This is a genomic window from Micromonospora ferruginea, assembly GCF_013694245.2.
In the GTDB taxonomy this organism is placed as follows: Bacteria; Actinomycetota; Actinomycetes; order Mycobacteriales; family Micromonosporaceae; genus Micromonospora; species Micromonospora robiginosa.
The window spans coordinates 4,698,317-4,710,985 of record NZ_CP059322.2 but is presented as its reverse complement, the minus strand read 5'-3'; the positions used below and the strand labels follow the sequence as shown (position 1 = coordinate 4,710,985).

The following is a 12,669-nucleotide window of genomic DNA, read 5'->3' as shown; positions in this document are numbered from 1 at the left end:
CGCCACCTAGGTTGATGACATGTCAACGAAAATGCCGGCCCGGGTGGTTCGGCTCCTCACCGGCCTGACCCTGTTCGGCGTCAGCGTCGCGCTGATGGTCCGCGCCGACCTCGGCCTCGCGTCCTGGGACGTGCTGCACCAGGGCCTCGCCGCCCGCACCCGGCTCCCGATGGGCCTGCTGGTCAACGGCGTGGCGCTGCTGGTGCTGCTGCTGTGGATCCCGTTGCGGCAGCGCCCCGGCGTCGGCACGGCGGCGAACGTCGCCCTGGTCGGGCTGGCCCTCGACGCGACACTGGCCCTGGTCCCCCCGGTCGACCCGCTCGCCGGCCGGACCGGACTGCTGGTCGCGGGCATCCTGCTCAACGGTCTCGCCACCGCGCTCTACCTGGGTGCCCGCCTCGGTCCCGGTCCGCGCGACGGGCTGATGACCGGCCTGGCCGCCCGCGGCCTCCCGCTCGGCCCGGTACGCACCCTGATCGAGGTGACCGTGCTGGCGGTCGGTTGGCTGCTCGGCGGGGCCGTCGGTCCCGGCACCCTGCTCTACGCGGTCGGCATCGGTCCGATCGTCGCCTGGCTCGTTCCCCGACTCACCGTGCCGGCCCCGGCCGCCGACCCGACAGGAGTGACCGCACCATGCCCCGCCTGAACGTGATCGTCGCCAGCACCCGCCCCGGTCGGGTCGGCCGCCGCATCGGTGACTGGTTCACCGCCGCCGCCGTCCGCCACGACGGCTTCGACGAGGTGCGCCTCGTCGACCTGGCCGAGGTCGAGCTGCCCTTCCACGACGAGCCGCACCATCCGTCGGAGCGGGTCTACCTGCACGAGCACACCCGCGCATGGAGCGCCACCACCGATGCCGCGGACGCCTTCGTCCTGGTGATGCCGGAGTACAACTACGGTTTCAGTGCGCCGCTCAAGAACGCGATCGACTACCTCTACCACGAGTGGCAGCACAAGCCGGTGGGCTTCGTCAGCTACGGGATGACCTCCGGGGGCCTGCGCGCGGTGCAAATGATCAAGCAGGTGGTGACGACCTTGAACATGACGCCGGTCAACGACGCGGTGGTCGTCTTCCTGCGACAGGCGCTGGACGAGTCAGGCGAGCTACGTGCCGACCCGAGCCGGGACGAGGCCGCCGGGCTGATGCTCGACCGGCTCGTCCGGCTGGCCGCCGCACTCGCGCCGCTGCGGGAGACCGCGTGAGCACGCGGCTCTGGGAACTGTTCGGCGAGCACGGACGCGGGGTGCTGGTCACCCTGCGCCGCGACGGCCGGCCCCAGTTGTCCAACGTCGACTACCTCGCCGAGCCGGGCCTGATCCGCTGCTCCACCACCGGCGACCGGGCCAAGGTGCGCAACCTGCGCCGCGACCCCCGGGCCAGCTTCCACGTGACCACCGCCGACGGCGGGGCGTACGCGGTGGCCGAGGGCACGGTCACGCTCACCCCGCCGGCCGCCGCGACCGACGACGCGACGGTCGAGGAACTGGTCGAGGTCTACCGGCGGATCCGCGGCGACCACCCGGACTGGGCGGACTACCGCGCCGCCATGGTGGCCGACGGCCGCCTGGTGGTGCGCCTGATCGTCGAGCGGGTGTACGGCTGGCGCCCCTGAGCCGGTCCGGTGCCGGGCCGGCACCGCAGGTGACTAGGGTCTGAGCATGGTCGCAATCTCGTACGAGGACATCGTCAAGGTCCCGAAGGCGCTGCTGCACGATCACCTCGACGGCGGCCTGCGGCCCGCGACGATCGTCGAGCTGGCCGCCGAGGCCGGCCACGAACTGCCCACCACCGACCCGGAGGCGCTCGGCCGCTGGTTCGCCGAGGCGGCGAACTCCGGTTCGCTGGAGCGCTACCTGGAGACGTTCGCGCACACCGTGGCGGTGATGCAGACCGCGACCGCGCTGCGGCGGGTCGCCCGGGAGTGCGCGCTGGACCTGGCCGCCGACGGCGTCGTCTACGCCGAGGTCCGGTTCGCGCCGGAGCAGCACCTGGAGCGGAACCTGACCCTGGACGAGGTGGTCGAGGCCGTGGTCACCGGGTTCCGCGAGGGCAGCGCGCTGGCCGGCGAGGCGGGCACCCCGATCCGGATCGGCACCCTGCTCACCGCGATGCGGCACGCCGCCCGGTCGCAGGAGATCGCCGAGCTGGCGGTGCGACACCGGGACACCGGCGTGGTCGGCTTCGACATCGCCGGCGCCGAGGCCGGTTTCCCGCCCACCCGGCACCTGGACGCGTTCGAATACCTCCAGCGGGAGAACTTCCACTTCACCATCCACGCCGGCGAGGCGTTCGGGCTGCCGTCGATCTGGCAGGCGATCCAGTGGTGCGGCGCGGACCGGCTCGGTCACGGCGTCCGGATCGTCGACGACATCACCCCGGGCAACCCGCCCGCGCTGGGCCGGCTGGCCGCGTACGTGCGGGACAAGCGCATCCCGCTGGAGTTGTGCCCGTCGTCGAACGTGCAGACCGGGGCGGCGGCGTCGATCGCCGACCACCCGATCGGGCTGCTGCGCGACCTGCGCTTCCGGGTGACGGTGAACACCGACAACCGGCTGATGAGCGGCACCTCGATGTCGCGCGAGATGGCGTTGCTGGTGGAGGCGTTCGGCTACGGCTGGAAGGAGCTCCAGTGGTTCACCATCAACGCGATGAAGAGCGCCTTCATCCCGTTCGACGAGCGCCTGCGGATCATCGACGAGGTGATCAAGCCGGCGTACGCCAAGCTGATCGGCTGATCAGGGTCGGCGGGGGTGGCCGGCGAGCAGGGCGGCCACCCCGCGCAGCACCTCGCCGGCCCGGGCCGCCTCGGCGCCCAGCCCGGTCTGGCGGCGCAGCACGGCCGGCTCGGCCCGCAGCAGCGTGAGGCCGCGCCGCAGCAGCACCCGGGGCGCCTTGCGCTGTTCGCCCAGGTCGCGGGCGAGCCGGCGCAGGAAGGTGGCACCGCGCGGGCGGCGCAGCGCGTACGCCCCGGCGAGCAGGCCCCGGCGCCGGCACTCGGCGACGATCTCGGCGGCGAAGATCCCTTCGGCCACGAAGAATGGCGATCCGTCGACGTCGAATGGCCGGGTGGCCACCCGCCGGTCCGCGCCGATCGCATAAACCGGCACTTCGGCCTTGCCCTCCCGGGCCAATCGGGCAATTGTTTCCACCGCCATGTCCGCATCCCAGGACAAGGGGGACTCCCAGTCGACCTGTCCGTTTCGGCGTGGACACGTGGGGTCATCGCCGTCCTTGTAGAAGTCGTCCAGGCACAGCACCGGAAGTCCGGTTCGCTGTGCTATGTACGACTTTCCCGAGCCGGATGGCCCGGCGAGCAGGACGACGCGGTGCGGGTGTTCCATTACCTTCAGTGACTCCGGCCAGACGGATTGCTATCAAATTGCATCAACATCTCATCACACCTCCGGCGAGGGACAACCTGGGCTTTCTCTTTGCGAGGCGGCGTGATGGAATCTCGGAGGTCCGACCCGCCGGGTCGGACGCTCGGCGTTGCCCTCAGGTGACGTCGGACGCGGTTTTGCGAGGGCGGTGACGTGAGCAAACGGCCAACGACGGCGGGCTCCTTCCTGTCGCGCCTGCGCCGGCCGGCGAGCCGGCTGCGCGACATGCCGATCTGGTCCAAGCTCGGTCTGATCATGATCGTGCCGACCATCGCCACGGTCGTGGTGGGCACCAGCGGTCTGGTCGACCACCTGGAGACGCTCAACAGTGCCAACCGGGCCGGCGACCTGGCCAGCCTGATCGGCTACTCGGGTGACCTGGCCGACACGATGCAGGACGAGCGGGCCGGTTCGGTGCTCTTCCTCGGCGCGAAGGAACTCCAGACCCGGGCGCAGTACCAGGAGGCCTTCAACCGGGCCAACCAGCGGGTGGACCAGGCGAAGGCGCCCTACCTCCGGCAGCGTGGCGAACTCGACGCCCTGCCGCGCAACTTCGAGGTCCGGCTGAACGAGATCGACGACCAGCTCAAGGACCTGCCGGCGACCCGCAGCCAGGTGCTGAACGGCAAGCTCAAGATCGACGACGCGAAGAAGGTCTACGACAGCCTGATCGAGGACCTGCTGTCGATCCGCGACTCGACCACCCAGCTCGCCGGCGACAACGACCTCAGCGACCGGATGCGCGCCGCCGCCGCGGTGGCCCGGCAGAAGGAATACCTGGCCCAGCGCCGGGTGGTCGTGCACCAGGCGCTCACCCAGGGGCAGTACAGTCCCGCGCTGCGCGAGCAGTTCATCGCCAGCGGCACCGCCCAGGCCCAGGCGCTCGCGACCTTCCGGTCCGTCGCCACCCCGGCCGACTCCGAGTTCTTCGACCAGACCGTCGAGGGTCCCGACCTGCGCAAGGCGGAGAACCTCACCGGCTTCATGCGGGGCAACAACAGCGGCTCGATGCGGGGCGCGCCGTTCGGGCCGGACCAGTGGGACCAGGCCATGGTCGGCAACGCCAAGCTGATCCGCACGGTCGAGTCCCGGCTCGACGGCAACGCGGTCCGGCAGGCCGACGAGCTGCGCTCGGACACCCAACGCGCGGTGTTCCTCGAGACCGGCCTGCTGCTCACCATGCTGCTGCTGGCCATCCTCTTCGCCTACCTGGTCGCCCGATCGATGGCCCGCTCGCTGCGCGACCTGCGCCAGGGCGCCCTCTCGGTGGCCCAGTACGGCCTGCCGCAGGCGGTCGCCCGGCTGCGCGACCCGCAGGTGACCGGCCAGCTCTCCCCGGTGCAGCTCGCCAACCAGATCGCCGAGCCGCTGCCGGTGCGCAGCAAGGACGAGTTCGGCCAGGTGACCGAGGCGTTCAACGCCGTCCACCTGGAGGCGGTCCGGACCGCGGCCGAGCAGGCCGCGCTGCGCGCGTCCGTCGCGACCATGTTCGTCAACCTGGCCCGCCGCTCGCAGATCCTGGTCGACCGCCTGATCGGCCACCTCGACCGGCTGGAGCGCGGCGAGGAGGACCCGGACCGGCTGGCCGAGCTGTTCCAGCTCGACCACCTGGCCACCCGGATGCGCCGTAACGACGAGAACCTGCTGGTCCTCGCCGGCGCGGACTCCACCCGCGTGCAGCGTGAGCCGGCCGCCCTGATCGACGTGCTCCGCGCCGCCCAGTCCGAGGTCGAGCACTACACCCGGATCGAGTTCGGTGTCATCGACCGGGACATCGAGGTCGCCGCGCACGCGGTCAACGACCTCGTGCACCTGGTCGCCGAGCTGTTCGACAACGCCACCGCGTTCTCCCCGCCGGACTCGCACGTCATGGTGGAGGCCCGCCGGGTCGGCGACCGCGCCTCGCTCTACGTCGAGGACCGCGGCATCGGCATCAGCGCCGACCAGCTCCACGACCTGAACGACCGACTCGCCACGCCGCCGCAGGTGGACGTGGCGGTCTCCCGGATGATGGGTCTCGTCGTGGTCGCCCGGCTGGCAGCCCGGCACGGCGTCAAGGTCGAGCTGCGGCCCGCCGCCGACCGGGGCACCGTCGCCGACGTCACGTTGCCCACCACGGTCCTGGTCCCGCGCGCCCTCGCCGGACGCGGCGGACCGGTCCCGGCCCTCCCGGCCGCCGGCCCCCAGCACGGCGGTCCCGCGCCGGCGTTCGGCGGCGGCCCGCAGCAGGGTGGCCTCGCCGCGGCGTTCGGCGGCGGTCCGCAGCAGGGCGGTCCCGCCCCGGCGTTCGGCGCCGGCCCGGCCCCGGCGTTCGGCGCCATGGCCGCGCTCGGCAACGGCCCGCACACCCCGCCGCCGGCCCCGCACCCCGGCGCCTCCGGCAACCAGGTCACGCTCGGCGGCCGGTCCTTCGACCCGGGCCACCGCAACGGCGCCGGCACCCCGGCGAACGCCGGTCGCGCCATGCCGGCCTGGTCCGACCTGACCGGGGCCAACGCGAGCGCCGGTGACGGCTACCCGCCGCGGGCCTCGAACGGCCAGCCGATCGACCCGCTGCCCCAGCGGCGCAACCCGGGCGACGGCGACCCCGCCGTCACCGGCCAGCAGCCGGCGATCCCGCGTCAGCTCCCCAGCAGCCCCGAGGCGCGGCCCTACAACCCGCCGCCGGTCTCCGCGCCGCCGATCCCGCCGGTGTCCGCGCCGCCGCTGCCGCCGGTCTCCGGCGCCCCGGCCGGGGGCCACCCGTTCGCCGGCCGCCCGGTGTCCGCCGCGCCGGTCTCCGGGCACCCGGTCTCGGGCGACCCGTACCAGGTCGACCCCTACTCGGGTCGCCCGGTGTCGGCCGTGCCGGTCTCCGGCACCCCGCTGCCGACCCGCCCGGTGTCGGCCGCGCCGGTCTCCGGCACCCCGCTCCCGACCCGTCCGGTCTCGGCCGCGCCGGTCTCCGGTCCGACGGCCGACGGCCGCCCGGCCTCCACGCCGCCGGTCGAGCGGCTGCCCTCGCGTCCGGCGCCCGCGCCGCACGTCGGCGCGCCGCCGGTCTGGCCGCCGGTCACCCAGGCCCAGGCGCCCGCGCCGGTCGCGCCGGAGCGCACCGCCGGCGGCATGGACATGACCACCGAGCTGCCCCGGGTCCCGCGGTCCGAGACCCCGTCGGCGGCGGAGCAGCAGGCCGCCGCACCGCCGGCCATGCCGCAGCAGTCGGCCCCCGCGCCGCGGCCGGTCGCGCCGCAGCAGGCCGGCAACCGCCAGCGGTACGCGGACGAGACGATGGAGCTGCCGATCTTCCGGGAGCTCGAGTCGGCGTGGTTCCGCACCCGCCGGCCGGGTTCGCCCGAGGAGTCGGCGGCGCCGGCCGCGGCGGCTCCGGCGAACGGCGCCGCGACGCAGCAGTTCGCCAAGGTGGACACCGCCGGTCGGCCCGTGCCGCAGGCGACACCAGCAACGACAGGTAACACACCGATGGCACACACTCCGACGGCCGGCGGAGCACCCCGGGACAACCGGGCGGCGAACGGGAACGGCCGTCCCGCGTACCCCGGCGGGTTGCCCACCCGGCAGCCCACGGCGCCGCAGCAGTCGTCGCCGTGGCAGACCGCGGCCGACGACGGATGGCGTGCCGCCTCGGCGGCCACCGAGGTCCCGGTCGCGGAGACCACCCAGAAGGGCCTGCCGAAGCGGACGCCGATGGCACAACTCGTGCCGGGCAGCATCGACAAGCCGGCGCCGGCGGTCCAACGGCGGACGCCGGAGGCGGTCCGAGGTCTGCTCTCGGCCTACCATCGGGGTGTCCAGCGGGGGCGTAACCACCCGACCGACAGCAACACGACCGGCCCGGAGGGCACTCCGGGCGGGCAGCAGTCCTCGCAGTCTGGCTCAGGCCCGGTGGCCGGGAGCGGGCAGAAGGAGCAACAAGGATGACTACTACCCAGGATCTCGGATGGCTGCTCGCCAACTTCGCCGACCGGGTGCCAGGAGTGGCGCACGCGGTCGCGGTCTCGGCCGACGGCCTGCTTCTCGCCTCGTCCCGTGACCTTCCGCGGGACCGCGCCGACCAGCTCGCGGCGATCGCGTCCGGCCTGGTCAGCCTCACCCAGGGCGCGGCGCGCTGCTTCGAGGGCGGGGCGGTGCTGCAGACAGTCGTCGAGATGGACAACGGCTTCCTGTTCCTGATGTCCATCTCCGACGGCTCGTCGTTCGCGGTGCTCGCGGCGCGTAGCTGCGACGTGGGCCAGGTCGGGTACGAGATGGCCCTGCTCGTCGACCGGGTGGGTGACGCCCTGACGCCACAGCCGCGCACGGCTGTGGGGATGATGGGCTGAATGACGCGCTGGCCGGTGGGTCAGGAGCGGGAACAACAACGACAGCGACGGGTGTCACCGGGGCGAGCCGGTGTCGGGTACGAGGGAGGTGAGCGGCGACATGGCGGATCGTGACGAACCGACCGGAGCGTTGGTCCGGCCGTACGCCGTGACCCGTGGTCGTACCCGTCCTCGGCTCGACATCGCCCTGGAGGCGCTCGTCGAGACGACGGTGCGCGGCCGAGCGGTGGCCACTGGAAACGGTGGCCAAGGCCGTGAACACCAGTACATAGCCGCGTTGTGTGACGGACGTGTGCAGTCGCTCGCCGAGATCGCGGCGCGGATGCAGCTTCCGCTCGGCGTGGCCCGGGTGCTCATCGCCGACATGGCGACGGATGGCCTGGTCGCGGTCCACGAGCCGACCATTCTGGACGACTCCGACGACGCGGTGGGCACTGAATTGCTGGAGAGGGTGCTGAGTGGACTTCGCAGGCTCTGACATGTCGCACCGGCCGCCGGTGCCGAGCGGACGCGTGACGTCGGCGAAGATCGTTATCGCCGGTGGTTTCGGCGTCGGCAAGACGACGCTGGTCGGCTCGGTCTCGGAGATCACGCCGCTGACCACGGAGGCGATCATGACCTCCGCCGGCGTGGGCGTCGACGACACCCGGCAGGTGCCGGGCAAGACGACGACCACGGTGGCGATGGACTTCGGTCGTATCTCGATCGACCGTGACCTGATCCTGTACCTCTTCGGTACGCCGGGTCAGACGCGGTTCTGGTTCATGTGGGACGAACTGGTCCGGGGTGCGATCGGCGCGGTGGTGATGGTGGACACCCGCCGGCTCGCCGACTGCTTCGCCGCCATCGACTTCTTCGAGCATCGGCGGCTGCCGTACCTGGTGGCCATCAACTGCTTCGACGGCATGCAGTACCACGACCCGCAGGACGTCCGGGACGCGCTGGCGATCTCCCGCGACGTGCCGGTGGTGCCCTGCGACGCCCGTAACCGGGAGTCGACGAAGCACGTGCTGATCTCGCTGGTCGAGTACGTGCTCACCATGCGGCGCTCGCGGGCCGTCGCGCCCGCCTGACCGACGCGCGGAAGCGCCCGGCGGCCATGTGCCACCGGGCGCTTCGTGCTGTCCGTCGCCGGACGGGGGACGGACAGCACGAACCGTCCGGCGGGGACGGTCCGGGCGCTCGGCGGTCAGGCGTACCGGGCCCAGCCGCCCTGGGACACCTGGTAGACGCCGAGCGAGTCGGCCTCCATGCCTCCGTGCCGGTCGGCGGTGAACGCGTATCCACCGGCGATGCCCTCGGTCATCTGGGTCTGCAGGAACGCCCGCAGCCGGCCACGGTCGAGGCTCGTCGCCTTCCGGGCCGCCGCCGCGAGGAGCTGGAGCGCGTCCGCCGCGTACGGGGCGAAGCCCACCGAGGAGCCGTGCTTCTGGGTGTAGCGGTAGTCGAAGTCCCGCCGGGCCACCAGTGCCCCGCTGGTGGCGGTCAACGCGGAGCCGCCCAGACAGGCCGGATGCACCGCGTAGGCGCCCTCGACGGCCTTCGCGTTGGCGCCGCGCAGCGTGTCGTCCACCACCGCGCCGGCGTCGAAGAAGAGCGCGCCCCGGTGGCCGGCGCGCCGCAGCTCCCGCGCCGCCGTGCCGGAGTCGGGTGCGGTGGCCCAGACGACGACGCCGTCCGGATCCGCGGCGACGGCCCGTTCGGCGGCGGCCCGGAAGCTCTGCCCGCCGCCGGGCAGCCGCACCGTGCGCGCCAGGTCCACGCCGCTGCGGTCCAACGCGTCCTTCAGCGCCCGTACGCCGGAGTCGCCGTGCGGCCCGTCCTCGGCCAGCAGGACCACCCGCCGGACCCGCTGCGACTCGAGCAGGTCCACCATCCGCCGGGCCATGTCGGTAGCGTCCGGGGTGAGCTTGAAGCTGAACGTGCGGTCGGAGAGCGGCAGCACGATGCGGTCGGAGAAGCCGAGCGCCAGGAACGGCGTCTTGAGCCGCTGGGCGGCCGCCGCGAGGGCCGTGGCGGTGTCACCGAGGACGCCGCCGACCAGGGCGTGCGCCCCGGCGCGGGTCATCTCGGCGGCGTGCCGGGCGGCGACCTCCAGGTCGCTGCCGTTGTCCCGGATCTCCAGCCGGACCGACCGCATCAGGTTTCCGACCGGGATGCCGGAGCGGTTCAGCGTCTCCGCCGCGATCTCCAGGGCGCGCCGCTGCGCCACCGCGAGTGCCGCGCCGCGTCCGCTCAGCTCCAGGCTGGCGCCGACGACCAGATTCTGGTCACCGGGTGCGCTGCTGTTCCCGCCCGCGTCCGGCCGCTGACCCTGCGGCCCGCAGCCCGCGAGCAGCAGGCTGCCGGCCGCGGCCGCGAGGACGCCCCGTCGGGTGAGCACGGTGGAGTCGAATGCCGGTGTCGCCAATGGAGTCGCCTTCCCACCCCGGCGAACACGCGCCGCCGCTGGTCCGCCGGGTATGTTCCCGGCCGGCCGGACCCGGCGTCAAATTATCCGGGTGTGGGCAGGAACACCCGCGGTGCGACAGGTGGTCAGGACCGGTAGCCCGCCGAGCGGTACTCGTATTCCCGCTCGTCGTCGCGGTCACCGGTGTCCCGGCTGAAGTCCCAGCCGCCGGCCGCCTCACGACCCGGTCGACCGCCGACGGCGAAACCGCCGATCTCCTGACCGCGCCGCCACCCCCGGAAGTAGCCGGTGGTGTTCTCGGCGAGGCTGGCCGCGTTGCGGACGATCCGCAGTGGACGCTCCTCACGCAGCGGCGAGCCCGGCACCAGGTTGGCCTGCGGGACCCGCTTGGGCAGGCCGGCCTTGGTCTCCGCGCCGATCGACGGGCGGGCCGCCTGCTCGGCGGCCTGCCAGCCGGTGTCGGCGGTGGTCGCCCACTCCAGGTCGGCCTCGTCGCCGTGGCCGACGAACCAGGCGGACTTGGCCTGCGCGAAGATCAGCAGGTCGCCGTCGCCCTCGTCGGAGACCGGCGGGGGCCGGTGCTCCTTCGGCGCGGGACGCCGCTCCAGCGGGGCGGGCATCTCGGCGCGGGCGATCGTCCGGGCCGGGTCGCCCCGGTCGACCAGCCGCAGCGGCGGCGTGTCGAGGCCCGGGTCGGTCGGCCGGTCCAGCTCGGTGCGCAGCGCCCGGTCGGCCAGCGGCGGCGGCTCGACCAGCCGCAGCATCGGGGGCTCCGGCGGCAGGTCGTCGGCGAGCCACGGCGGGGTGACCCGGCCCGGGTCGCTCGGCGCGTCCACGCTCCGCCCGTACGGGTAGGCGGGCGCCTCCCGCTCCCGGTCGGCCTGCTCGTCGGCGTTGTTGACCAGCGGCCAGTTGGCACGCGAGCCGGGCGGTGCGGGTTCCGGCGCGGCGGCCGGGCGCGGGTTCGGCACCGGGATGCTCAGGTCGGTGGCGCTGAACCCGCCGGTCGGCGGTTCGGCCGGAGTGGTCTTCGGGCGCGGCGGGATGATCGTGCGCTGTCGCTCGGCCCGCGCCTTGTTGATCGCGGCGGTGGTCAGCGTCGGGCGGAACGGCTCACCGGCCTCGGCCGGCGGCACCGCGCCGCGCTGGGCCGGGGCGAACGGGGTGATCCCGGGCGGCGGCGGGGGCGGCGCGGAGACCGGCCGGTTGGTCGGTCCGTCCACCCGGGAGGGCAGTGGGGCGCCGGTCGGCTCGGGACGGCTCGGCGGCGCGGACATCGGCCGGCCCAGTGCCGCCGCCGGGGCGACGGGGGTGGCGACCGGGGCCGGGGCGACCGGCGGCGGCGCGACGGGTGCGGGTGCCACCGGCGGCGGGCCGAGCGGTCGGGGCGCGGTCGGGGCGGCCGGACCGGACACCGGCTCCGGACGGCTGCGCCGCCCACCCGGGACCGGCTCGGGGCGGCTGCGCCGACCCGCGGACGCGGCGGCGTCGGACTCCGGTTCGGGGCGGCTGCGCCGGCCGGCCGGCTCGACGACCGGCTCCGGCTCCGCCGGGCGCACCGGACGCAGTCCGGTGGGCGCGGTCAGCTCGTCGACCGGCTCGCCTCGGCGGGCGGCGGCCCGGCGACCGGCGGCCGGCGCGGGGGTGGCCCGCTCGGCCAGCGCGCCCACCAGCGCGTCGCAGCCGGCGTCACAGGCCCGGACGGACGCGACGGCCTGCCGCACCGTCTCGGCGACGGCGGCGGTGAGCACCCGGTTGACGGTGGCCCGCCGGGGCGTCTCGGAGATGGCGACCCGTAACGCGGTCACCGCCTCGGTGACGGTGTCGGCGTCGGCCAGGCCCTCGGCGGCCAGGTGCGCGGTCACCGCGTCGGTGGCCGCGCCGATGTCCCGGCCGCGGCCGGCGCCGGTCAGCATGCCCGGCTCGGGCAGCGCGTCGAGCACCGCCAGGGCGACCGGCTCGGCCGGGTCGGGGTAGGCCCGCAGCGCGGCCGGGTAGAGCTCGCGCAGCACCTCGCGCAGCGTCACCGCGGCCGAGTGCCGCCCGCTGGCGAGGGCCGCGTGCGCGGACAGCACCTGCTTGTAGCCGGCGAGGTCGCGCGGCGTGGGGAGGCTCACCGCGGAGAGCGCGCCGGCCTGCAGGGCCCGCGCGAGCCCGACCGCGCGGCGCTCGGCCGGCGGGGACTGCATCTCCTCGAGGGAGTCGTCGTCGGCGAAGCGCTCGGCGAAGTCGTCGACCGCGTCGTCGTCCGCGATCGCCAGCGGCCGGCCGGCGGCGCTGAGCAGCGAGGTGACGGTGTGGTCGTCGCTGTCCGCGGCGATCGCCGCGCCGGCCGGTCCGCCGGACCGCTCCACCAGCAGCGCGACCAGCCGGGCGTAGCCGGCGGGCTCGTCACCGATCTCACAGACGTGCAGAAGACGGCCTGCGTCGTCGACCACAGCGGACGTCAGCGTCGTTCCGGCCGAAGCCGATCGGTCGGCCGGATCTGCCGAGGCCAGACCGCAGTACACGCGCACGAGCGCCACGGCGTCGTCCTCCTCCCGGGACACAGGTGTC

General features: G+C 74.3%; 10 protein-coding genes and 1 pseudogene. 8 read left to right on the top strand and 3 right to left on the bottom strand.

Annotated elements, in window-relative coordinates:
• The first annotated feature begins 19 nt into the window (after nucleotides 1–19).
• Genes yczE through H1D33_RS20460 form a run of 4 tightly spaced genes read left to right on the top strand, consistent with a single transcriptional unit; the run spans nucleotide 20 to nucleotide 2,736 of the window.
• Nucleotides 20–646: a membrane protein YczE gene (gene yczE / locus H1D33_RS20475; protein ID WP_181571611.1), complete on the top strand. Its 627-nt coding sequence runs from the start codon at nucleotides 20–22 to the stop codon at nucleotides 644–646.
• On the top strand, nucleotides 634–1,203 hold the full coding sequence (locus H1D33_RS20470; protein ID WP_181571612.1) for an NADPH-dependent FMN reductase: 570 nt from the start codon (nucleotides 634–636) through the stop codon (nucleotides 1,201–1,203). The genes yczE and H1D33_RS20470 overlap by 13 nt, the downstream gene beginning before the upstream one ends.
• The gene (locus tag H1D33_RS20465) at nucleotides 1,200–1,613 is read left to right on the top strand and encodes a PPOX class F420-dependent oxidoreductase (RefSeq protein WP_181571613.1); all 414 of its coding nucleotides are present in this window, start codon (nucleotides 1,200–1,202) and stop codon (nucleotides 1,611–1,613) included. The genes H1D33_RS20470 and H1D33_RS20465 overlap by 4 nt, the downstream gene beginning before the upstream one ends.
• Nucleotides 1,614–1,659: 46 nt before the next feature.
• Nucleotides 1,660–2,736: an adenosine deaminase gene (locus tag H1D33_RS20460; RefSeq protein ID WP_181571614.1), complete on the top strand. Its 1,077-nt coding sequence runs from the start codon at nucleotides 1,660–1,662 to the stop codon at nucleotides 2,734–2,736.
• Here the strand turns inward: H1D33_RS20460 and H1D33_RS20455 are convergent, their stop codons facing one another.
• Nucleotides 2,737–3,033: a hypothetical protein gene (locus H1D33_RS20455; protein ID WP_246411976.1), complete on the bottom strand. Its 297-nt coding sequence runs from the start codon at nucleotides 3,031–3,033 to the stop codon at nucleotides 2,737–2,739.
• Nucleotides 3,034–3,534: 501 nt separating this feature from the next.
• Between H1D33_RS20455 and H1D33_RS20450 the strand changes: the two are divergent.
• The 4 genes and pseudogenes from H1D33_RS20450 to H1D33_RS20435 form a co-directional block, all read left to right on the top strand.
• Nucleotides 3,535–6,045 (top strand): annotated as a pseudogene (locus tag H1D33_RS20450) (sensor histidine kinase); the annotation flags it as partial.
• Nucleotides 6,046–7,298: 1,253 nt separating this feature from the next.
• Nucleotides 7,299–7,703, top strand: coding sequence for a roadblock/LC7 domain-containing protein (locus H1D33_RS20445; protein ID WP_013283992.1), 405 nt, complete (start codon nucleotides 7,299–7,301; stop codon nucleotides 7,701–7,703).
• A 100-nt stretch (nucleotides 7,704–7,803) separates the two neighbouring features.
• The gene (locus H1D33_RS20440; protein WP_091416218.1) at nucleotides 7,804–8,181 is read left to right on the top strand and encodes a DUF742 domain-containing protein; all 378 of its coding nucleotides are present in this window, start codon (nucleotides 7,804–7,806) and stop codon (nucleotides 8,179–8,181) included.
• Nucleotide 8,182: 1 nt separating this feature from the next.
• Nucleotides 8,183–8,776: a GTP-binding protein gene (locus H1D33_RS20435; RefSeq protein ID WP_091061022.1), complete on the top strand. Its 594-nt coding sequence runs from the start codon at nucleotides 8,183–8,185 to the stop codon at nucleotides 8,774–8,776.
• Between the two features lie 116 nt (nucleotides 8,777–8,892).
• Here H1D33_RS20435 and H1D33_RS20430 read toward each other — a convergent pair whose 3' ends face one another.
• Nucleotides 8,893–10,113: an ABC transporter substrate-binding protein gene (locus tag H1D33_RS20430; RefSeq protein WP_181571617.1), complete on the bottom strand. Its 1,221-nt coding sequence runs from the start codon at nucleotides 10,111–10,113 to the stop codon at nucleotides 8,893–8,895.
• A 125-nt stretch (nucleotides 10,114–10,238) separates the two neighbouring features.
• A complete protein-coding gene (locus H1D33_RS20425) occupies nucleotides 10,239–12,662 on the bottom strand; it encodes a thioesterase domain-containing protein (protein ID WP_181571618.1) in 2,424 nt (807 codons plus the stop codon).
• Nucleotides 12,663–12,669 lie beyond the last annotated feature (7 nt).